The 22,616-nt window shown below is 46.6% G+C and carries 21 protein-coding genes; 8 read left to right on the top strand and 13 right to left on the bottom strand.

All coding sequences use genetic code 11. The annotated features are described in order from the left end of the window. Window positions 1–21: 21 nt before the first annotated feature. Window positions 22–870: a bifunctional 5,10-methylenetetrahydrofolate dehydrogenase/5,10-methenyltetrahydrofolate cyclohydrolase gene (locus tag ABSY64_RS00290; protein ID WP_349641070.1), complete on the bottom strand. Its 849-nt coding sequence runs from the start codon at window positions 868–870 to the stop codon at window positions 22–24. 90 nt (window positions 871–960) lie between these two features. On the opposite strand from ABSY64_RS00290, the gene ABSY64_RS00285 reads away from it, so the two are divergent. Then, window positions 961–1,455: a ComE operon protein 2 gene (locus tag ABSY64_RS00285; protein WP_349641069.1), complete on the top strand. Its 495-nt coding sequence runs from the start codon at window positions 961–963 to the stop codon at window positions 1,453–1,455. Next, window positions 1,448–2,410, top strand: coding sequence for a thymidylate synthase (locus ABSY64_RS00280; protein WP_349641068.1), 963 nt, complete (start codon window positions 1,448–1,450; stop codon window positions 2,408–2,410). Before ABSY64_RS00285 ends, ABSY64_RS00280 begins: the two co-directional genes overlap by 8 nt. 31 nt (window positions 2,411–2,441) lie before the next feature. Here the strand turns inward: ABSY64_RS00280 and uvrA are convergent, their stop codons facing one another. The 9 genes from uvrA to ABSY64_RS00235 form a co-directional block, all read right to left on the bottom strand. Continuing rightward, entirely contained in the window at window positions 2,442–5,309 is a 2,868-nt protein-coding gene (gene uvrA, locus ABSY64_RS00275; RefSeq protein ID WP_349641067.1) for an excinuclease ABC subunit UvrA, read from the bottom strand. Between the two features lie 3 nt (window positions 5,310–5,312). Next, window positions 5,313–7,334, bottom strand: a complete 2,022-nt coding sequence (gene uvrB, locus ABSY64_RS00270; protein ID WP_349641066.1) for an excinuclease ABC subunit UvrB — start codon at window positions 7,332–7,334, stop codon at window positions 5,313–5,315. Between the two features lie 84 nt (window positions 7,335–7,418). Further along, window positions 7,419–9,479, bottom strand: coding sequence for an LTA synthase family protein (locus tag ABSY64_RS00265; protein WP_434063053.1), 2,061 nt, complete (start codon window positions 9,477–9,479; stop codon window positions 7,419–7,421). An 87-nt stretch (window positions 9,480–9,566) separates the two neighbouring features. Then, window positions 9,567–9,827 (bottom strand): YkuJ family protein, encoded by a 261-nt coding sequence (locus ABSY64_RS00260; RefSeq protein ID WP_349641064.1) that lies wholly within the window; start codon window positions 9,825–9,827, stop codon window positions 9,567–9,569. A gap of 3 nt (window positions 9,828–9,830) precedes the next feature. Further along, window positions 9,831–10,853, bottom strand: a complete 1,023-nt coding sequence (locus ABSY64_RS00255; protein ID WP_349641063.1) for a lysylphosphatidylglycerol synthase transmembrane domain-containing protein — start codon at window positions 10,851–10,853, stop codon at window positions 9,831–9,833. Between the two features lie 24 nt (window positions 10,854–10,877). Continuing rightward, window positions 10,878–11,879: an LTA glycolipid anchor biosynthesis glycosyltransferase, IagA/BgsA family gene (locus ABSY64_RS00250; protein WP_349641062.1), complete on the bottom strand. Its 1,002-nt coding sequence runs from the start codon at window positions 11,877–11,879 to the stop codon at window positions 10,878–10,880. Between the two features lie 2 nt (window positions 11,880–11,881). Next, window positions 11,882–13,120, bottom strand: coding sequence for a glycosyltransferase family 4 protein (locus tag ABSY64_RS00245; protein WP_349641061.1), 1,239 nt, complete (start codon window positions 13,118–13,120; stop codon window positions 11,882–11,884). 113 nt (window positions 13,121–13,233) lie between these two features. Continuing rightward, window positions 13,234–15,015, bottom strand: coding sequence for an ABC transporter ATP-binding protein (locus tag ABSY64_RS00240; protein ID WP_349641060.1), 1,782 nt, complete (start codon window positions 15,013–15,015; stop codon window positions 13,234–13,236). Next, the gene (locus ABSY64_RS00235) at window positions 15,012–16,733 is read right to left on the bottom strand and encodes an ABC transporter ATP-binding protein (RefSeq protein WP_349641059.1); all 1,722 of its coding nucleotides are present in this window, start codon (window positions 16,731–16,733) and stop codon (window positions 15,012–15,014) included. Before ABSY64_RS00235 ends, ABSY64_RS00240 begins: the two co-directional genes overlap by 4 nt. A gap of 130 nt (window positions 16,734–16,863) precedes the next feature. Here ABSY64_RS00235 and ABSY64_RS00230 point away from each other — a divergent pair, with 130 nt between their 5' ends. Continuing rightward, the gene (locus ABSY64_RS00230) at window positions 16,864–17,247 is read left to right on the top strand and encodes a VOC family protein (protein WP_349641058.1); all 384 of its coding nucleotides are present in this window, start codon (window positions 16,864–16,866) and stop codon (window positions 17,245–17,247) included. A gap of 30 nt (window positions 17,248–17,277) precedes the next feature. Here ABSY64_RS00230 and yajC read toward each other — a convergent pair whose 3' ends face one another. Both yajC and tgt read right to left on the bottom strand, forming a co-directional pair. Then, window positions 17,278–17,598 carry a preprotein translocase subunit YajC gene (yajC, locus tag ABSY64_RS00225; protein WP_349641057.1) on the bottom strand — a complete coding sequence of 107 codons (321 nt, stop codon included), beginning with the start codon at window positions 17,596–17,598 and terminating at the stop codon, window positions 17,278–17,280. 47 nt (window positions 17,599–17,645) lie between these two features. Continuing rightward, window positions 17,646–18,863: a tRNA guanosine(34) transglycosylase Tgt gene (gene tgt / locus ABSY64_RS00220; protein WP_349641056.1), complete on the bottom strand. Its 1,218-nt coding sequence runs from the start codon at window positions 18,861–18,863 to the stop codon at window positions 17,646–17,648. Between the two features lie 94 nt (window positions 18,864–18,957). Between tgt and ABSY64_RS00215 the strand changes: the two genes are divergently transcribed. The 3 genes from ABSY64_RS00215 (at window position 18,958) to ABSY64_RS00205 (ending at window position 20,252) form a co-directional block, all read left to right on the top strand. Beyond that, a complete protein-coding gene (locus ABSY64_RS00215; protein WP_349641055.1) occupies window positions 18,958–19,452 on the top strand; it encodes an NUDIX domain-containing protein in 495 nt (164 codons plus the stop codon). A gap of 350 nt (window positions 19,453–19,802) precedes the next feature. Next, window positions 19,803–19,940, top strand: a complete 138-nt coding sequence (locus tag ABSY64_RS00210; RefSeq protein WP_349641054.1) for a hypothetical protein — start codon at window positions 19,803–19,805, stop codon at window positions 19,938–19,940. Between the two features lie 132 nt (window positions 19,941–20,072). Then, window positions 20,073–20,252 carry a hypothetical protein gene (locus ABSY64_RS00205; RefSeq protein WP_349641053.1) on the top strand — a complete coding sequence of 60 codons (180 nt, stop codon included), beginning with the start codon at window positions 20,073–20,075 and terminating at the stop codon, window positions 20,250–20,252. A gap of 44 nt (window positions 20,253–20,296) precedes the next feature. Here the strand turns inward: ABSY64_RS00205 and ABSY64_RS00200 are convergent, their stop codons facing one another. Then, window positions 20,297–21,379 (bottom strand): C39 family peptidase, encoded by a 1,083-nt coding sequence (locus tag ABSY64_RS00200; protein WP_349641052.1) that lies wholly within the window; start codon window positions 21,377–21,379, stop codon window positions 20,297–20,299. Between the two features lie 102 nt (window positions 21,380–21,481). Between ABSY64_RS00200 and ABSY64_RS00195 the strand changes: the two genes are divergently transcribed. Together ABSY64_RS00195 and ABSY64_RS00190 are read left to right on the top strand one after the other, a co-directional pair. Beyond that, complete coding sequence (locus tag ABSY64_RS00195; RefSeq protein WP_349641051.1) at window positions 21,482–22,033, top strand: DUF4352 domain-containing protein; 552 nt, start codon at window positions 21,482–21,484, stop codon at window positions 22,031–22,033. 60 nt (window positions 22,034–22,093) lie between these two features. After that, window positions 22,094–22,465 (top strand): hypothetical protein, encoded by a 372-nt coding sequence (locus ABSY64_RS00190; protein ID WP_349641050.1) that lies wholly within the window; start codon window positions 22,094–22,096, stop codon window positions 22,463–22,465. Window positions 22,466–22,616: the final 151 nt, after the last annotated feature.

The following is a 22,616-nucleotide window of genomic DNA, read 5'->3' as shown; positions in this document are numbered from 1 at the left end:
TTTCGATTCGTTTTGCTGAATTTATTTAGCCTGCAATTCTGCGGCGGTAACGGTATTTTCAAGGAGAGTTGCGATGGTCATAGGTCCCACACCACCGGGAACGGGGGTAATGTAGGAGGCAATGCCCTGGGCAGAGGCAAAGTCAACGTCGCCGACGGCCTTACCATCAACGACATTCATGCCGACATCAACGACAACGGCCCCTTCTTGGAGGTCTTCGCCCTTAATAAAGTTCGGAATTCCAACACCGACCATGACGATATCGGCTTGTTTCAAGGCAGCCTTTAAATCTTCTGCCGGAGTATAGCGGTGAGCAATCGTAACCGTAGCGTCCGCGTTTAACATCAAGGCCATCATGGGGCGGCCAAACAATTGTGAACGTCCGACAACTAAAGCCCGCTTTCCCTTGGTTGGAATGTGGTAGTGCTCCAAGAGCGTCATGACACCCTTAGGCGTTGCGGCAACGGTGTACTCGGCCGGTGCATCGGCGAAAAGCAAGCCCTGGCTGAAAGCTCCCAGACCGTCAACATCCTTGGCTGGTGCTACCGCTGAAAAAATAACCTGTTCATCAATTTCACCTGGCAAAGGGCTTTGGACCAAGATTCCTTGGATGCTACTGTCTTCATTTAATTGCTTAACCGTTGCAACAACACTGGCTGTGTCGGCATCGGCAGGCACGGCAATGTCGACCGTTTCCATTCCCAAACGAGCCGCTTTACGCGATTTCATCCCCACATAAAGTTCGCTTCCGCCGTTCTCTGGGTCATAAATGACCGCCAACTTCGGCGTAAAGGGCAGGGCTGCCACCCGCTTGGCCGTTTCTTCGTTTGTCAACTTTGCAACTGCTTTACCATCTAAAATTTCCGTCATCTTTGTCCCCTATTCTCCTGAGAAAATCCGCTGTCTAAATGATAAGATATATTGTATTGTTATCATCTTACCAGATTTTGGGAGGCTTCAATGGGAAATCAACGTATCAGCTGGGATCAATATTTCATTGCCCAAGCTGCAATTCTTTCGACCCGGTCAACCTGTACCCGTCTACACGTCGGTGCCATCATCGTAAAAGACCACCGTATCATCGCCTCCGGTTACAACGGTGCGGTTGCTGGGACACCCCACTGTACTGACGTTGGCGACTATATGGTAGACGGCCATTGCATCCGAGCTGTCCACGCCGAACAAAATGCCTTGATGCAAGCTGCTAAAATGGGCATTCCCGTCGACGGTGGTGACCTCTATGTAACTGACGTCCCTTGCGTCCAGTGCACCAAGTTACTTTTGCAAGCTGGCATTAAATCCATCCAATTTATGCGCAATTACCGCAATGACCCCTTTGCCCAGGAATTACTGGAACAAAAGCAAGTCAGCATGCGCCAAGTGCCGTTTGAGGCGGAAACCGCTCAGCAAATTGATTTACAACGTTTTATTAATGAAGGAGATAAGCATGACTAAAAACGAAGCACAGTACCTCAATATGGCCAAAAAGATTTTGGACGAAGGCCACTTTAAGGAGGACCGCACCGGGACTGGAACTTACTCCATCTTCGGCACGCAAATGCGTTTTGACTTGAGCGAAGGCTTCCCAATTTTGACATCCAAGAAGGTCTACTTCAACTTAATTAAAAGCGAATTGCTCTGGTTCTTGCGCGGTGACAACAACATCCGTTTCTTACTCCAACACAAGAACCACATTTGGGACGAATGGGCCTTCAAAAACTGGATTGAATCGGAAGATTACAACGGTCCTGACATGACCGACTTCGGCCGCCGCGCGCCTGTTGATCCTGAATTTAACAAGATTTACCAAGAACAAAAGCAAATTTTCGTGGATAAGATTTTGAACGACGATGATTTCATGGAAAAGTTTGGCTACATTGGTGAGGTTTATGGTAAGCTTTGGCGCACTTGGGCTTCGGTTCTCCCAGATGGCGACACCACGGATCAAGTTTCCAACTTAATTGACCAAATTAAGAACAATCCCAACTCCCGTCGCATGATTTTGACGGCTTGGAATGCAGAGACCACGCCACAGGCACCCCTTCCTTCTTGCCACGTTTTGAGTCAGTACTACGTTGCCGATGGTAAGCTCTCCGGACAACTATATCAGCGTTCGGGCGACTTCTTCCTGGGTGTGCCCTTTAACATCGCCTCTTACGCCCTCCTCATCCACATGCTCGCTGCCCAAACGGGCTTGGAAGTGGGCGACTTCGTTCACACGATTGGCGATACCCACATTTACAAGAACCACGTCGACCAAGTTAAGGAACAGCTCGACCGTCCAGCCCACAAGCAACCCAAGCTTTGGTTGAATCCGGAAGTAAAGTCAATTTTCGATTACACCATGGACGACATCAAATTAATCGATTACGTTTCAGAAGGCCCCATCAAGGCCCCTGTCGCAGTCTAACAAAAAAAGCACCCCATTCAGGGACGCTTTTTTATTTTGCTTTTTCACGCGCAATATCGCGATCCATAATGATCTTCAAATACTTACCAGTGTAAGATTCAGCCTTCTTGACCACCTTTTCAGGCGTTCCAGAAACCAGAACCTTTCCACCACCGGCACCACCTTCAGGACCCATGTCAATCAACCAGTCGGCCGACTTAATGACATCCAAGTTGTGTTCAATGACAATGACCGTGTTTCCGGCATCAACCAAACGGTTCAAAACCGTCAACAGGCGGGCAATATCATCGGTGTGCAAACCAGTCGTTGGCTCATCCAAAATGTAAACCGTCTTACCGTTAGTGCGACGGTGCAATTCAGAGGCCAGCTTCATTCGCTGAGCTTCTCCACCAGACAAAGTCGTAGCGGATTGACCGAGCTTGACGTAGCCCAAACCAACATCATTAATCGTCTGCAAACGCCGAGCAATCTTTGGAATGGGCGCAAAGAATTCAAGGGCTTCGGCTGCCGTCATATCCAAAACCTGGGAAATATTAAGTCCCTTGTAAGTGACTTCCAAAGTCTCCGAGTTATAGCGGGTTCCGCCACAGACTTCACAGGCAACGTAAACGTCGGGCAAGAAGTTCATTTCAATCTTGATGACACCGTCACCACGACAGTTTTCACAACGCCCCCCCTTAGTGTTGAAGGAGAAACGACCCTTGTTGTAGCCGCGCAGCTTGGCTTCATTGGTCTGTGCAAAGAGGTCACGGATGTCGTCGAAAACGCCAGTATAAGTGGCTGGATTAGAACGAGGAGTGCGGCCGATTGGTGACTGGTCAATATCAACAACCTGTTCGATATTTTCCACGCCTTCAATGCTCTTATAAGTCCCTGGCTTTTGCGAGTTGTTGTTCAGCTTCTGCTTCAAAGCCCGCTTCAAAATGGTGTTTACCAGCGTTGACTTACCGGAACCGGAAACACCCGTGACAGCGACAAACTTCCCCAACGGGAACTTGGCGGTTACATTCTTCAGGTTGTTTTCTTTGGCACCCTTGATCACGATTTCATTGCCATTTCCTGGACGGCGTTTCTTAGGAACCGGGATAAACTTCTTACCGGACAAGTACTGTCCAGTCAGAGACTTCGGGTTAGCTTCCACTTCCTTTGGGGTACCGGCAGCGACAATTTTTCCACCGAGTGAACCCGCCCCAGGACCGACATCAATCAAATAGTCGGCAGCGAGCATGGTGTCTTCATCGTGTTCGACGACAACCAAAGTGTTGCCCAAATCACGCATACGCTGCATCGAACGCAGGAGCATGTCATTATCACGCTGGTGCAAACCGATTGACGGTTCATCCAAAACGTAGAGGACACCGGAAAGATTCGACCCAATCTGAGTTGCCAAACGTATTCGCTGCGATTCTCCACCAGACAAAGTTCGAGCTGAACGAGCCAGCGTCAAGTATTGCAAACCAACACTCTGCAAGAAACCAAGGCGGTCCTTGATCTCCTTGATGATTGGTGCGGCAATTTCTTGGTCCTGCTGGCCCAAGGTAATGTCATTAAAGTACTTCAACTCGTCTTCAACGGAAAGTTCAGCCACTTGACCGATGTGCTTGCCGTGAACCTTAACCGACAATGCGGCCGGGTTTAAGCGATAACCGTGACAGGCCTTACACTGCAATTCCGTCATGTACATGGCCATCTGATCACGGGTAAAGTCAGAATTGGTTTCATTGAAACGGCGGCTAATGTTGTTTAAAACGCCTTCAAAGGGTTGGTCAACGTCACGTACCCCGCCGAAACTATTTTTAAAGTGGAAGTGGAAAGGCTTGTCGCCTGATCCCTCAAGCACCAAGCGCTGCTTTTCTTTTGATAATTTTTCAAAGGGCGTATCCAAATCAATCTTAAACTGGTCGCAGAATTGACCGAGCAATTCGGGATAGTAATCCGATGAAATTGGATTCCAGGGTGCAATCGCACCCTCGCGCAAAGTCTTCGATTGATCAGGAATAACCAAGTCCAAATCAACTTCCCGAGTGACACCCAAGCCCTGACAAACCGGGCAGGCCCCCATAGGCGCATTAAATGAGAAAAGACGCGGTTCCAAACGACCCACCCGGAAATCACGGAGTTCACCCAAGTAGTGGTCGGAAAACTTCAATGGCGCTGGTGCTTCTTCATCACCACGTGTAACGACATCTAATTCGACCATGCCGTCAGCAATGTTTGCCGCGGCTTCCATAGAGTCATAGAGGCGGGAACGAGCATTGTCGCGCAAGACAATTCGGTCAATCATGACGTCAATGTCGTGACTCTTATTTCGGTCTAATTCCGGTGTCTCGTTGTCGAGTTCGATGATTTCACCGTCAACTCGTGCGCGGACATATCCCTGCTTTTTCATCTGGGCAAAGGCACTAGCGTGACTACCACGCTTTCCTCGAATAATCGGTGCAAAGACCTGCAAACGAGTGCCTTCTTCCAAATGCTTTTGAACGTATTCGACCATCTGGTCGATGGTGTACATGATTTTAGTCCCATCGGCAGGATCATCAGGACGGCCCACACGGGCGAAAAGCAAACGGAAATAATCGTTAATTTCCGTTACCGTTCCAACCGTTGAACGAGGGTTGTTCGAGGTGGTCTTTTGGTCAATTGAAATGGCAGGTGACAAACCATCAATGGAGTCCACATCGGGCTTGTCCATTTGACCCAAAAATTGGCGGGCATAGGAGGACAAACTTTCGACGTAGCGCCGTTGTCCTTCGGCATAGAGCGTATCAAAGGCCAAGGAAGACTTTCCTGACCCTGACAAACCCGTCACGACGGTCAACGATTCCTTGGGAATATCAACGTCAACGTTTTTAAGGTTGTGTGCACGGGCGCCTCGAATTTCGATTTTATCTTTTGCCATGGCTTAACGCTTTCCCTTCTTCTGCTCCGCCTTCAACGAGATAATGTTATCGCGCAGCTTTGCAGCCGTTTCGAAATCAAGGGACTTGGCCGCAGCCTTCATCTGGCCGGTCAAGTTATCCAAGATATCCTTTTGTTCATCCTTTGGAAGGTCCTTGAAATCAACCTTCGTCAAATCAATCTTCTTTTCACCATCATCAACCGCGTGAGTGACAGAAATCAAATCGCGGATTTCCTTCTTAATGGTCTTTGGCGTGATACCGTGCTTCTTGTTGTATGCAATCTGGATATCACGACGGCGCTGCGTTTCGTCAATGGCTTCTTGCATCGAACGCGTCACGTGATCGGCGTACATAATAACGTGCCCGTTTTGGTTACGCGCAGCACGGCCAATCGTCTGAATCAAGGAACGCGGATTACGCAAGAAACCTTCCTTGTCGGCATCCAAAATCGCCACAAGCGAAGTTTCCGGTACATCGATTCCTTCACGAAGCAAGTTAATCCCGACCAAAACGTCGTACTTGCCCAATCGCAAATCACGAATAATCGCCGTTCGCTCCAAGGTCTTAATATCAGAGTGCAAGTAAGCCACCTTGATGCCCAAGTCCTTAAAGTAATCGGTCAAATCTTCGGCCATGCGCTTGGTCAAAGTCGTGATGAAGACACGCTCATCCTTTTCAACACGCTTATTAATCTCGGCAACCAAATCATCCACCTGGCCCATGACCGGGCGAACTTCGATGGTTGGATCAAGCAAGCCAGTTGGTCGAATAATTTGTTCAACAATATCTTGCTTGGGAACCCGAGCCAGTTCATAATCCCCTGGCGTCGCTGACATATAAATAATCTGGTTGACGTGCTGCTCAAATTCAGGCAACTTCAGTGGTCGATTATCCAGTGCTGATGGCAAACGGAAGCCGTAATCAACCAAAGTTTCCTTACGTGCCTTGTCGCCATTAAACATTCCACGAACCTGCGGCATGGTAACGTGACTTTCATCCACAACAATCAAAAAGTCTTTGGGGAAGAAATCGAGCAGCGTAAAGGGCGCTTCGCCAGCTTCACGGCCATCCATCCAACGTGAATAGTTTTCGATCCCAGAAGTGAAGCCCATTTCAGCCAGCATGGCCAAATCGTACTCAGTTCGTTGCTTGATACGTTGAGCTTCAAGCAGCTTCCCTTCCTTCTTGAACTTTTCAACCTGTTCATTCATTTCCTCACGGATACCTTCTAAGGCAGTCCGCATGCGGTCATCATCGGTCATAAAGTGCTTAGCTGGGAAAATGGCAACGTGGTCGCGGTCCGCCACCGTTTCACCAGTCAAAGCATTGATTTCGCGAATCCGGTCGATTTCATCACCGAAAAACTCCACCCGAATGGCAAATTCATCCTGTGAAGCCGGGAAAATTTCAACCACATCCCCACGAACACGGAAAGTTCCACGCTGGAAGTCGATATCGTTACGGGTAAACTGAACGTCCACCAGGTCCCGCATCAATTCGTTACGACCATATTCTTCGCCCACACGCACTGAAATCACGTGTTCCTTATACTGGTGAGGATCACCCAATCCAAAGATGGAAGAGACCGAAGCAACGACAATGGTATCGTTTCGCTCAAAAAGTGATGAAGTCGCCGAGTTACGCAACTTATCAATTTCATCGTTGACCGAAGAATCTTTTTCGATAAAGGTATCCGAACTGGGCACGTAGGCTTCGGGCTGATAGTAATCATAGTAAGAAACGAAATATTCCACGCGGTTATGCGGGAAAAATTCCTTCAACTCCGAATAGAGCTGTCCGGCCAAAGTCTTGTTGTGGCTAAGAACCAAAGTGGGCTTATTATTTTGTGCAATCACGTTGGAAATGGTAAAGGTCTTACCAGTTCCGGTAGCGCCGAGCAAAATCTGCTCCTTCACCCCTGCTTTAAGGTTGTGAACCAGCTTTTCAATCGCTTGGGGTTGATCGCCTGTGGGCTTGTACTTTGAGACCACTTCAAACTTGTGGTCAGTCTCTTGTGTAATCATTGCTACCCCCATTAAAAATCGTCAAGAATAGTTCTATTATAGCAAAAAACGAACAAGTGTTCTATTCACACTTGCTCGTTTTATTTACTTAGAAGATGATGAGTATTCAGGTGCATCCGTCGTATATTCATCCGTCGTTGAATGACCATCATTCTTGGCCAAAACTGAAGATGGATTCGTTTCTTGCGAACGCTTCAAGGCCTTCAAAGTAGCCTTCTTCGAGTAGTCATAATTCTTCTTGTTCACCTTGTGGAAATCGGTCCGCTTATCAAAGCGTAAGAGATCGCCGGTAATGACCTTATCAGAATCGGAAAGGACCTTGTCGGCATAGGCATCATTAGCCTTGGCTTCCTTGGCCAATTCTTTATCCTTGCTCAAGTAAAGCTCTTCGCCCGTCTGCGTGTCGTAGTAGTGGTTGTTGTACTTCATGTACTTTGGCGTTACCCAGCCGCCCTTACGGAATACAACGATTTGTGGGTTTTGGGCGGACAAAAGGTCGTGACCAAAGATGGTCATATTATTGGTTGGCACACCAAGCAAATCAAGCAAAGTTGGCATCATATCAATTTCACCACCATAGGTGTGATCAATGCCACCATCCAAGTCGCTGGAGTGAATCATGAATGGCACCTTTTGGAATTCGCCCAAGTCGTAATCCGTTACCTTATCCTTACCCAAAAGCTGGGCAATAGCAGGCTGGTGATTTTCAGAAATACCAAAGTGGTCACCGTACAAGACAAACATTGAATTGTCGTACAAGCCGGCCTTCTTCAAGTAGTCCATCAATTCACCAAAGGCTTGATCCAAGTAGTGCGCAGTCTGAACATAGCCATCGACTGTGTTATCACCGGTCTTGGTAGCTGGGAAGGAAATATTTTCCTTATCCAAGTCGTATGGATAGTGGTTCGTTACCGTAATCAACTTGGCATAGAAAGGCTGAGGCAACTGCTGCAAGTACTGCGCCGTATCCTTCAAGAAAATCTTATCCTTCAAACCATAGCCGACGTTGTAGCTTGGCTTATTAGCGTTTGGATAGAATTCTTTAGAGAAGAAATAGTTGTAACCAAAGGACTTGTAGGTGTTGTTACGGTTCCAGAAGGTCGCCACGTCACCGTGGAAGGCCGCACTTGTGTAGCCCATCTGGCCCAAAATGCCAGGCATTGACTCAAAGGTGTTGGATGCCCCGTACTTAACCATGGCGGAACCAGAGTTCAAACCAAAGAGCGAGTTTTCCTGCATCATTTCAGCATCGGAAGTCTTTCCTTGGCCAACCTGGTTGTAGAAGTTATCAAAGGACTTCGTGTGTTGGTCGTGATAAAAGGCATTTAGGTTCGGCGTGACTTCCTGGCCATCCACCTTGTAGTCAATCAAGAATTGCTGGAAGGACTCCAAGTGGATAACGAAGACGTTCTTTCCCTTTTCCGTACCGTAATAGGAAACATTCGCAGGGCTGTGATTTTCCTTGACGAACTGCTGAATCTTCTGCAGATCCTTAGGACCCGCCTTCTTACGCGTGTTTGATTGCTGGTAAGTTTGGTTGGCGTTGAAGAGCGCATACTCGTTCAAACCGAGATATTTGACAATGTAGTTATTGTCGAAAGAACGGTCCAAGAGACCATCGCGATCAACGTTGGCAATTCCAAAGTCAACGAAGACCAAGATTAAGCCCAGCAAGATTGTCAAAATAGCGTAGCGCTTTTGGATACCCTTGCGATCGATTTTAATCTTACGTAAAAGTAGGAAGACTAGGATAATCACCAAATCCAAGAAGACCAAGTAATCGGTCGGATGGATAATGGCGGCAATTGACTTGCCCAAGTTATTCCCCGTTGCAGAACCAGACCCCATGATTCCAAAGGAAAGGAAGTCGGTAAATTCACGATAATAGAGAATGTTGGCGAAGAGCCAGAGTGACTGAATCAGGTTAAAAATCCAAATCAACCAATAGGACAACTTCCCACGGAAGTAAAGTCCGATACTAAGCAGCATAATCGCTGTTGGAATTGGGTTTAAGACCAATAAGAAGTTCTGAATTGGTCCCGTAACGCCCAGGTTAAAGTTGACCAGATAATTAATGTAGGTCTTAATCCAAACCAAAAAGAGATTTAGCAGAAAAAAAGCGACCAGCGGCGACATGTTATGCATGCCATCCTTGGCCTTAGGCCACCAGGTACGGGGGTTAAATGCTGCCTTAATTTTAGATTTCATCATCATTCCTCAATCAGTCAAATCTTAAAAAGTAAGTTGGACATCGTGCAAGATGTCATAAATTTCAATTGCCACCAAATCTAAATCATCGAATTGGAACTGCCGCGACTGGCGGTGTTCGCGAATGGTCCAGATTTTGCTATGTTGATCATACGTAACTTGTAACACTTCTAGGCCATAAACCTCAAAACGCCGCACCTGCACGGGTTGGTCATTGGACTGAGTCATGGCTCGTAAGCGATTTAAAATTTGATCTAATTCACTTTGTAAACGAAGCTGTGCCATACATTAGGACTCCTTTTTGACCGGCCAAATATAAGCAATAATTCCGGCAAATAGGCCAAAGTAATAGGTAATCAGACGCCAGAGCAAAATCACCAAAACCAAAGTTACTGGGTTCTTAACGAATGGTGTGAAGAGGAGCTGGAAGGAAAGTTCCGCCCCACCAACCCCACCAGGAATTGGGAAAAGTGAAATCACCATGACAATCATGATGTTCATGGTCACGATAAGCCAAGGATTGACCCAGGCGTAACCAAAGGAACGAATCACGAAGTATGGAATCAAATAAAAAACAATCAACTGCAATGTAGTATACAGCGTAGCCAGGGCTAGTGAACGATAATTTTTTACTACACGACGTGATTCATTGTGAAAATTATTAATCTTCTCCTTGCCCTTGTCAAACACACTTTGGTATCGGTCGTGACCAGCGAAATACCCGACGGCTTTTGCCAACCAATCCATCACTTTCAGCGTGAGAGCCGGCCAAAACATAACCATGGCAATCCCGATAATCACAAAAGCGTGAATGGCAATGGCAAAGGGAATAAAGGTGGCAAAGGTTGGGGCGACGTTCTTGTAAATAAAGTCATCGGCAGCAAAGTAACCGACGATAAAGAAAAGTACCACAACAACTTGATAGACCAAAAACTTCATCAAGATTGCCGACATGGCCTTCCCGGCTTCAACCTTTTCAGAAACCAAGGCGTAAAGCTGGGCGGGCTGGCCACCCGAAGCAAAGGGCGTCAGGCCAGTTCCCAAAAGATTCATCAGGGGAACTTTAATCAAGGCCAAAGGCGTCAGACGCTTGCGGTCCGCACGGTCCAATAGGGCGTGCGTAGCGAAGGCTTCAAAGCAAATTGAAACCAGCATCAAGACAAAACCAGTTGCGAGCCAGCGCCAATCGAGTACCTTCAAAGCTGCTTCAAGTTGGTGGCCCTTGCCTTTTAATTCATTTGTCAGATAGTAAATGACCCATGCAGTCAGAATAACGACTAGGCCGCCTGATAACCAATTACGTTTTGACATTACTTTACTCCTCTTGATAGGGGCTTACTGCAAAACGGCCTCATAGGCAGCCTTAAGCTGCTGACCGATTTCTTTCAAATCACGTGCTTGGGCAATTTCGTAGCCTGCTGCCGTGACATCAGGCAAATCACCCTTTAGGATGGCCTGCATTTTCTCTTCAAATTCAACGAGGTCGCCCGCCTTGTAGACGTTTTGACCGTCCTTGAGCCAGGGATCGTAGACTGGAATATCGCGAACCAATACTTTTTGCTTTGAAGCCAGCGCTTCTAGGACAACAATGCCTTCCGTTTCTTCATAAGAAGGATACAAGAAAAGATTGGCACCCTGATAAGCCCCTAAGATGACATCCCCGGTAATGTAACCGGCGAAAATCAAATTCTTAGGATGATCCTTCAGCACGTGGCGAATCTTGGCTGGAATCAACTTAGGGTCAGTGTAACCAAACCAGATAAAAGTTAGTTCCGGATGTTGCTCCGCCAAAGTGACAAAATCCAAAATCCCTTTTCGTTCAAAGAAAAGGCCCACGGACATCACAACCTTATCATCCTCTTTTAGGTCGAAGTGTTCACGGAATTTAGCAACCTTGGTTGGATCCTGGGTATACTTCGCCAACTTAATCCCGTTTGAAATTGGGGTAATAGGCTGCTTGAGACCGTAATTTTCAAGCAGGTGCTTGGAATAGGGCGTCGGTGTAATCAAAGCATCCGCGCTGCCATACAAGGAAACCAAGTATTTTTTATAGAGCGGTGCCAAGAGATTGGAACCCATGAAGGAATTACGAAAGTCCTCGTAAGTTGAATGGGCGTGGTAGATGACCTTCTTCCCCATCTTGTGGGCCTTGTTGACCATGTGATGGCTCATGACTCCGTAGGTATTGATGTGCAAGATGTCATAATCCGTGCACTTCGGGTCAGTGGTCACTTCTACGTCGGTATTAGCCAAAGCCGCTTGCTGCAAACGTAAGGCCCGGCCAATGCCGGACTTGGCGATCAGTGCTTGGTTTTCAAAATATAACAAGACTTTCAAGATTAATTTCTCCTGAAGGGGTTTCGTAAAATACGCTTGATGTAGCCGATTTCATCATCGTTAAGTTCTTCATCGTCCTGGCTAGCATCCTGTTCTTGCTGATAACCGGCGATGACGTCCTCGTAAAAGGCAAAGACGCGCTTCCCAAAATGGGTGGCGTCAACGTTTTTCATCTTTTCGTGACGCACTTCAGAGTCGGCTTCGGTATTCGCGTGTTTAAGGTAGTATTCGATGGCTTCCAAGAAATCATCGTAATCATCCACCAAAGTTCCAATTGCCTTGGAGTCGACCAAATTATCCAAATAAGGCGAATGGATGGCAACAAAGGGACGGTCAGCGGCCATGGCTTCAATGAAGGTCAAGCCCTGCGTTTCCGAATCAGAAGATGACACGAAGACGTTAGCCATGTGGTAATAGTCATAAACTTCATCGTGGTTGACCATGCCGGCAAAAGTAATCTTGTCCTGCAAGTCCAAATCTTCAACCTGTTCTTGCAAGGACTTGCGGGCCGGACCATCTCCAGCAATCACCAAACGAGCATCGGGGATGCTCTGCAACAATTCAGAAAAGGCTGAAATCGTCATGGCGATGTTCTTTTCGTAAGCCAAACGACCCAGGGACAGAATCACGGGTTGGTCGGGCTTGAAACCAAACTTAGCCCGCAAATCAGCCTCGTGATCAGTCAACTTTGGTACAGGAACACCGGTTGGAATCACTGGAATTGGCATATTTTCAACGCCATAACGAATCAAAGTTTCCTTAACTAATTCGGAAGGTGCAATCACGCCTGACATACCTTTCAAGTAAGCCTTGACCAAAGGCCCGACGGCGGAAGGCTTAAGCAACATGCCACGCGCAACGTAATGCGTATAGTCCTCATACATGGTGTGGTAAGTGTGAATCACGGGAATCTTCATTTGACGGGCAACGTACTTTCCCATCAAGCCTAATGAAAATTCAGTTTGCGTGTGGATGATGTCGAGTTGCAATTGCTTGGAAATTTCAACCGCTTGAATCAAGCCACGGAAAGTAAAACGGCGGTCTTTAAAACCAAAGTAGGGCAAGCTCGAAAAGCGATAGATATGCTCCTCTTTCGTGTTCTTGTCAATCTTAGGATCAGTGGTCGTGAAAATGTAAACCTCATGTCCTTGCGCTTCCAACGCATCTTTCAGAGTACGAATCGAAGTCGCAACACCCGAAACTTGCGGGAAATAAGTATCGGTAAACAAGCCAATTCTCATCCTGTTCCTCCAGTAATTTAAAGTAAGGCCAAATTAAAAACAGTACTCTCAGTATATCATTTACCCGACAGCCCTTCCAATTAAAAAAGCCGCCCCAAGGGACAGCTTTAGCTTTATTCAAAGACCATTTGATTGTGGTATAGCTCGGCATAAAAGCCGTTTTGATCAAGTAATTCTTGATGCGAACCTTGTTCAATCACGCGGCCATCCTTCAAGACGACAATCTTGTCAGCACCGAGGATGGTCTTCAAACGGTGGGCAATGACAAAACTGGTTCGGCCAGCAATGACGTTGTTCATTGCCTTTTGAATCTTTTCTTCCGTCACCGTATCAACGTTGGAAGTTGCCTCATCCAAAATTAAGAAATCCGGATTTGTCAAAATCGTTCGTGCAATCGAGAGCAACTGCTTTTGGCCTGTTGAGAAAATCGAATTCTCATCCGAAACCTGTGTCTGGTAGCCATCCGGCAGCGACTCAATGAAGTCGTGAATGTGCGCTTCCTTGGCCGCAGCAATCATTTCTTCATCCGTTGCCTCCGGTTTCCCGAACTTAATGTTTTCAGCAATCGTTCGGCTAAAGATGATTGATTCCTGCAGCACGATACCGACCTGATCCCGTAAGGACTGCAAGTCAACGTCACGAATATCGCGGCCGTCAAAAGTCACGGAACCAGAGTTTACATCGTAGAAACGGTTCAAAAGGTTCATGACGGTGGTTTTACCAGAGCCGGTTGGCCCAACCAAGGCAACCATCTGCCCCTTCTTCACGTCGATGGAAACATCATGCAAAATTTGACGATTGGGCTGGTAACCAAAGTCAACATCGTTCAGGGCGACGCGCTTTTCCAAAGTAGGCAAAGCCTTGCCCTTACCAGGATTGGATTCCTCTTTCTCTTGGTCAACTTTATCCAAACGATTGGCACCAGTAATAGCCAACTGCAAGGAATTGTAGATGGAAGTTAACTGTGAAATCGGTTGGAAGTACTGCTGGGAGTAGTTAAAAAAGACGACCACTAAGCCCAGCCCAGCTGCCTTAGACATGCCGGAGTTCAAGACCAGCCAAGACCCGAAGAAAATGACAATGGCCAGGTTCAAGTAGGAGAAGCCCTGAATCATTGGCGAAAGCATACCGGAATATACCTGGCCCTTGTAGGTCTTCTGACGCACATCTTCATTGTAAGGTGCAAAGCCGGCAATCGACTTCTTTTGCAAACCTTCGGTGATGATAATCTTTTGCCCGTTGATTTGCTCGTTGATATAACCGTTCATGGACCCAATGGCTTCCTGCTGATCGTTGATGTAGTGGCGGGCACGTTTCATCACGAAGAAGGCCAAGAGGATAACAATGGGCGTCATTGCCATCGTCACCCAAGCCATCGTTGCCGATTGTTCAAACATCATCCAGATAACACCGATGAAGAGCAAGCCCTGTGAAAAGACCTGGAAAACCGCCTGGTTCAAAGCGTTGAAAATGTTATCAATATCCGAAGTAAAGAGTGAAAGAATCTTACCGTCTTGATGACTATCAAAGTACTTGATGGTCATTTTTTGTAGCTTGGAGAAGAGGCCAATCCGCATCCGACCGGAGGTTTTGGCAGAAATCCGCGAAGTAATGATTCCCGAAAGAACCAAACCAACTTCGGTTAAGATGTAGAAAGCAGCCATGGACCAGACGGCTGAATAGAACTTATCCAGCGATGCCTTTCCATGAGTGGCTGGGTTCACATACTGACTGAGGTAGGTCGACAAATCCGTAAAGGCTTTTCCCATATAATAGGGAGCCCTAACTTGGGCGTAAGTTCCCAGTATGACAAAGGCCAGCGCAAAAATCAGGCCCTTCCAATATTTCTTTAAGTAGCGCAGGAAGTAGCGCACAGCAATCATAAAGCTTTTCATGCTTCTTCCTCCTTTGCCTTTTGAGTCGTGTAAATCTCACGGTAAATTGATGACTTTTCCACCAATTCTTCGTGCTTACCTTCCGCGACCAGTTCCCCATGATCCATGACCAAAATTCGGTCCGCTTTAATCACGGAGGAAATCTTTTCGGCAATGACCATGGTCGTAGTGCCCTTCAGGTCTTGGTTCAAAGCTTCTTGAACCAACTTTTCACTGTGGGCATCCAAAGCAGATGTTGAATCATCTAAAATCAAAATCTTAGGCTTGCCAATTACGCCTCGTGCAATTGACAGACGTTGCTTTTGACCACCCGAGAAGTTAGCGGAACGTTCATCAACCTCATGGTCAAAACCATCATCGTAGCGGTCAACAAATTCAGCAGCCTGAGCAATCTCAGCCGCCCGCTGCATATCAGCCGGCGTTGCATCTGGCTTTCCGTGCCGCAAGTTGTCGGCAATCGAACCGGAGAAGAGAATCGCTTTTTGCAAAACCAAAGAAACAGTCTTGCGTAAAGAGGCTTCGTTGACCTTCTTCAGGTTAACACCACCAACGTCAACTTCCCCCTCAGTGGGATCATAGAGACGTGGAATTAGTTGAGCCATGGTCGTTTTCCCGGAACCGGTTGCCCCGACAATTCCGACCATTTCACCTGGCTTTATGCTGAAGGAAACGTGCTTCAAGGCAGGCTTTTCGTCGCCTGGGTAAGTAAAAGAAACATCCTTAAAGGCCACCGAACCCGACAAATTCTCAGCAGGCGCCTCAGGGTCATAGGTGACATCCGGCTTCGTGTCCAAGACCTGCTTAATACGGCCAAGGGAAACAAAACCACGGGAGGCAAAGGTTGAAACCATGCCACCAATCATAATGGCCATCAAAAGTTGCGTTAAATAGGAAACAAAGGGCGAAATTGCCGCCAAGTTTTCGGGATGCTTGACGATATCCTTTCCCACCAACAAAATCGCCGCCGTAATAGCTGAATTCGATATGATCATAAAAATAGGGAAAGTGAAATTAAAGAGATAACCAATCTTGATGTTGACTCGAATTAACTCGTCAGTGTTATCGGTGAAGCGCTGCGTTTCGTTTCCTTCTTGATTGAAGGACTTGACCACGCGCACGCCCTGCAAGTTTTCCTTAGCCAGAGTGTTGTTGGTATCGATTAGGGACTGAATCTTAGCAAAGGACTTGCCCAATTTGGCAAAAATACCCGCTGATGAGGCCACAATCAAAACAATCATCAAAACGATAATCCACCAAAGGGACGGAATCGTGTAAATGGCCAAAACAATGGCACCAATGAAGAGAATCGGGATTCGCAAAACCGTTGAAAGCAACATCATCATTAGCTGCTGCACCTGGTTAACATCGTTGGTCATGCGAACAACCAAATTTCCAGCAGAGAATTTTTCGATGTTACCAAAGGAGAAGGACTGAATCTTGGCGTACTCCTCAGCACGAATATCTGCAGCCATCCCTTGGGAAACTTTTCCAGCCAGAATCGTGTTCAAGACCCCTGCCGCAATTCCCAACAGGGCCACTACAATTAGCTGAATTCCCAGTCCCAGCAGCTTGCTTTTGTCATCGGCGAGAATGGCCGAAATCATTTTTTGAAATAGATGGGGCTGCCAGAGGGAAGCACCCGCCATAACCACAACAGCTAGCACGGAGGCAATTAAGAGTCCGCGATAGGGCTTGGCATGTTTGATCAAAATTTGCATGACATCCTCCTATGCATTTCAATCGGCAAAAAAGTATAGTCTATCCTAACACAAGTTTTTCAAAAAGTGCCGTTCAAAATTTTAGAATTCAACATCAATTTGCTATGCTTAGCAATGGAGGAATATCCATATGAAATTTAAAAATATTGATCATCTTGTACTCACCGTCGCCGACATTTCAAGCAGTGTGAATTTTTACCAGGACATCCTAGGAATGGAAGTCGAACATTTTCAGAACGGTCGAACGGCTCTTCACTTAGGAGCTTGTAAAATCAATCTCCACCAAATCCACCATGAATTCGAACCTAAATCGGCGAAGCCCACGCCGGGTTCCGGAGATTTTTGTCTCATCACCGAAACGCCTATTGAACAAGTTTTAACCGAACTCAAAGCTAAAAATATTCAACCGATTGAAGGGCCAGAACAAAAACACGGGGCGCTAGGTGCTATGACATCAATTTATCTACGTGATCCAGACAATAATTTGGTAGAAATTGCCCATTATAATCAATAAAAAAAGAAGCCCTATGGCTTCTTTTTTACTTTAAGGCTTATCGTTTTCTTCAGGCTTGTCAGCTGGCTTTTCTTCAGTCGTTGCGGCTGGAGTAGCTCCGCTTTCAATCTTACGCAAAGCGTTGATATCGAAAGTCAAGATAACGCCTTCGGCATCCAAATCGACCGTCTTTTCGGCTTCGTTAACTGAATCAACAACGGCGTGCAAACCACCAATCGTGGTTACCTTAGCGCCCTTGGCCAAGTTCTTTTGCATTTCGGCTTGGCGTTCGCGTTGCTTCTTTGATTGGCGTGACATGATGTAAACCACCGCCAAAAGCATAACAACAACGACAATCATATTCGCATTCATTTTTTACTTCCTTCTATTAATTATGTTCCTAATATTGTAACAAATTTTTAGAACAAACGCGCGTTGGGTTTGTTGTATCCGTAATCTTCCATAACCCGCTCACGGAATTCAAGCAGCTCATCGTTTTCGATGGCGCGACGCATGTCTTCCATAAATTGGAGTAAGAAACGCAGGTTATGGGCCGAAGCAATTTGAGAACCCAACTGTTCGTTCGCATTAAACAAGTGGTGCAAGTAGGAACGTGTCAAAGTTTGGAAAGGATTGTAACCCGGAATATCGTACTGGGCTAAGTTCCCAAACTGCTCGCTCCGAATGGGATTATCAGAATAGTAGGACAAATCGGCATCAATCGGTGTGAAATCGTTTTTGTACTTGGAATTCTTGATAACAACTCGTCCGTGCGGCGTCATCAAAGTCCCCTTACGCCCGATTCGAGTCGGCAAAACACAGTCAAACATGTCCATGCCACGCATTACGGAATCAATCAAGGAATCCGGCGCCGCCACGCCCATCAAGTAGCGGGGCTTATCCTCTGGCAAAAGTGGCATGGTAAAGTCCAAGACACGGTTCATTTCATGCTTAGATTCCCCGACCGACAAACCACCGACGGCATAACCGGGCAAGTCCATCTTGACCAGTTCTTGAGCCGATTCCGTTCGCAAAGCTTTGAAACCAGCCCCCTGAACAATACCAAACAAAGCCTGTGTATCGGTCTTCTTATGGTACTGCTGGGCACGGTCGGCCCAACGCAAGGAACGCTGCATCGACTTTTCAACGTAGTCATAAGTTTCAAAATAAGGAATGGCTTCGTCCAACTGCATCATGACGTCGGAACCCAAGTTGTTTTGGATTCGCATGGCCACTTCGGGAGAAAGAAACATCTTGTCGCCGTTGACGTGGTTCTTAAAGGTCACGCCCTCCTCCTTCAGCTTACGCGCATCAGACAAGGAGAAAACTTGGAAACCACCGGAATCAGTCAGGATGGCCTGATCCCAGCCCATGTACTTGTGCAAGCCACCGGCTTCAGCAATCAATTCATCCCCGGGACGCACCCAGAGGTGGTAAGTGTTGGACAAAATAAACTGGGAGCCAATGTCCTTTAGCGTGCGGACATCCACACCCTTAACGGCTCCCTGCGTGCCAACTGGCATAAACATTGGGGTTTCAAAGGTACCGTGCGGCGTGTGAATCCGACCACGGCGAGCCCCCGTATGCTTTTCTGTATGTAAATGTTCGTACCAAACGGCCGCGTGTTGCTTTGCCATGCCCTACCAGCTTTCTTCGTAAATTCTTTTCCTATTATAACATGGCCGCACCGGTGTCCATTTGTTATGATGGGAACAAAGGAAGGTCAATCTTATGGATAAAAACTATATTGCTCGGATGCGTGAAAAAGTCGGTCACGAAGGCATGATTTTCGTCTCGGCCTTCGGCGTCTTATGGAATGATAAGCGCGATGCCATTCTCCTGGAAAAACGTGGTGACTCAGATGTAGGCTGGGGCTTTCCCGGTGGCTACCTAGAGTATGGCGACTCACCCATGCAGGCCGTAGTCCGCGAATTCAAAGAAGAAACCAACTTGGATGTTGAAGTCGTCCGCATCATCGGTCTCTCCAGTAATGTCACTGAGAAAAACTCCTGGGGCGATGCCCAGGAAACGATTGCCATCGGTTTTGAAGTGAAATTAATCGGCGGCGAACTCAAGGTTGACGGTGACGAAACCTTGGACGCTCGTTTCGTCCCCATTCACCCAACCCCTAAGATGTTTGTGCCGGCCGCTCAAGATACCTTGGCTCGTGTCGTCAAAGAAAACGAAGAATCCGACCAACCTTGGATTGTTGACCATAACAAATAAAAAAGCCCTCATATTGGGCTTTTTGAAGACAAAAATAAGCACCCTGGGCAGGATGCTTACCGTTGGCTTGGACTTACATTACTACGACAATTAAGTAGAAAACTGGAGTGTATATACTAGGCGCTCGCAAGGAGCGGTGTAGGTAAATGCCAAATCAATTCAGTTCTAGAAAGAGGATAAAGATAACTTAGATAGTATAGCATCTCCGGACTTTAATTTTCGTTTAATATAGGAAAAGTAAAGAGATTGAAAAGCCTTTGTAACATAGGCGTTATAATAGCATTCGTATTTGTCCATTTTTTGAAAGTTAGGCTGTTACAATAGTAGAAAAGAGAAACTTAGGAGCAATTATGACGAAGGAATCAAAAGAAGAACGCGACGAAGAATTGGAATCAAAGGGTGACTTCCCGGTCTATTTCCGTTGGTGGTTTATCTTGATTGGCGTGATAGCCGTCTTTTGCATGTTCGGCTACGCCTTTCTACTCTGACCAAAAGGATGTCTGTTTTTAACAGGCATCCTTTTACTTAAGACTTTTTTTAATATTTCGCCGGGCGATATCGGCTAGAATATAGAAGAACATTCGTAAACCAATTCCACCCTTTCAGAAAGAAGGCGCCACATGCTTGGACTTTTCGGTCTAGCCCTAATCATCTTGGGTATTTTACTCTTGGTGTTGGGCTCATTTCTCCCCTGGGTGCGCGCATATTTTCGTGACCATTCACTGATTACTCAGCTTGTTTGGGGAACTCTGGTTTTCCTAGCTGGGTGTGCTTTGGTTATTATCAACGCCATCCAATAAAAAAAGCTACTGTCCTTTCGGATAGTAGCCTTTTTTATTAGTTATTATTGAACCGCAACGTTCATGCCTTGTGGGGCAGAAAAACCAAGCGGTTGGATGTTTTGATTCAAGTAGTACCAATCATCAACTGGCAGTTGGTAATCCGCATGACGCAATGGATCAGCAATGATGAAGTTACCATTTGCATAGCCAGTAATGACCTGGACGTGCAAATTGTTCTTACCCGTAATCTTCAAATCCCATGGGATATAAGTAATCACAGGGTTACCTTGCATCAACTGTGAGATCACGTCACCGATGCTTGCGCCAGTCATGTCGACCGTCTTAACACCGTAAACATCATTCAACTTGTTCGCCAATGGGGCTGCAAGAACAGTCTGCGTTTCGTCAGCACCCCAACCAAATGGGTTACCGTGGAAACCTTCGTTGGCAGGAACATCCCAACCGTAGCCGATAGTGTTGTAGATATCCTTCAATGAAGGCACCTGCTTACCCTTTGCAGAAAGGGCCATTTGGAAAGAAGTTCCCTCACAGCCTTCAGGGGCACCCTCTTCGTTTTGGTTGTAGAAATCATGAGGCAAATCGACATTTACACTGTTCCAGTCGAGCTTACCATCGTTGAAAAAATGAACTTGATGACCGTTGATAGTCTGATCACCAGTCACAACTTCGCCATTGTTACCGAAGTAGTAAACATCCCCATTGTTCGTGGCAAACTTGTTGACATCACGAACAACACCAGGAATGTTGTGTGGGTTTACGGAAGTTGAATTGTTTGTGCTGGCATTGGCTGAGTTACTACTCGGCGTTGCCTCATTGTTTGACGTGACAACTGGTTCGTTAACCTGCTTTTCGCCATTCCAAGTTTGACCAGGAATGTAGTGGTCAGGAACTACTTCCGTACCATTTGAATTAGTTGGTGCAACAAGTGCATCATTTCCATATGAAACGGGTTCTTGGGCAGCCTTATCCCAGATTGCACCCGGCAAAAAGGCTGGCATCACGAAGGCCGCTTGTGGGTCTCCAGGCAAAGCATCATTATTACTATCAGCGTTAGCCACTGATGCACCGGACAAAAGTAATCCGGCCACACCGAGGGCTGACAAACCATAAATACTCTTTAACATTTCTCTCTCCTTTTTCGATACAGCTCTATTTTAGCAAAGTTTAAATTTTTTTAAAGAGACCTTTCCGCTAAAATCATTTATAATGGTAACAGAGGTTTACAGATGAACGAAGTAAATACAACTGAAACCGAATATCATGTGCCTTTCTATCGGCACGGCTGGTTCATTCTTTCAACCATTATCCTGGTTGTGATTGTCCTCGCCGAAATCGGTGACTTAACCTTTAAAAAGCCTGTTAAGCACGAGACGGTTGCGCCGGTGAAGAGCATCCCAACTTCAACTCTGAAGGTCGGACAAACTGCTGACCACAACGGCTTCCTATACCGCGTTAACAACATTTCCTACAGTGACACTGATGGTGATCAAAAGGCGGAAGATGGTAAGAAGTTCGTCAAGGTTAACGTCTCCATGGCCAACAAGGGTAGCAGCGATGTTTCCTACAATCCGAACAACTTCTCGCTTGACGACGATGGTAACCAGACGAGTCTGGGCCAGAATGCGCAAGCCAGCGGATTTACCGGTGGTAGCCTAGCTCAGAATGACTCTGTTTCCGGTGACATTACGACGCAGGCGAACCCCGACGACAACTTGAAGTTAGTTGTTAAGGTCAACCGTGACGGTGATTCACTCCACATTACCGTGGACTTGAAGTAAGGGTCTAGTGAATGATACGAGTGAGACGAGCTTTTGTCTCACACTAAGGAGAGATATTTAATGTCTAAGTTTTCTAAAAAATGGATTTACTGGTTGGTCGGCATTGTCTGTGTCGGCTTGATTGGTTACAACGCCTACAGCGTATACGATCACTACCACATCCCCGTCGACTACACGACGACCCAAGCCGAAAGCGCCTTGAACGATAAGGACAACTTGTACGGTAAGGTTATCGACGTTGACATTCTCAAGGTCAAAAGTGATAAGGAATACGGCCAAGTTATTCAGGCCGGTAAGCACTTGAACTTCTTCCCCGAAGCTAAGCAAAGCGGATTGAAAAAGGGCAAGCACGTCAAGTTCCAAGTCATGAAGGCCGTCAAGTACAACGGTTCCTGGATGATTAAGGGCCGGATTGTGACGCATAAACAATAAGATATAAAGGAAGCCCGCTGGCCGGATGGCTGGTGGGCTTTTTTGATGACAAATTTATGAAGTGTGTTCAGCTTTGTACAAAATTGATAATTATAATAATACATTAGCACTTTATGTCTTATAATTAATACTTGTGTTTGGTCTCACGAAT

It is taken from the genome of Eupransor demetentiae (assembly GCF_963930865.1).
GTDB classification, from domain to species: Bacteria; Bacillota; Bacilli; order Lactobacillales; family Lactobacillaceae; genus Eupransor; species Eupransor demetentiae.
Note: the sequence above shows the minus strand (reverse complement) of the source record. Positions and strands in the feature narration are given on the sequence as shown.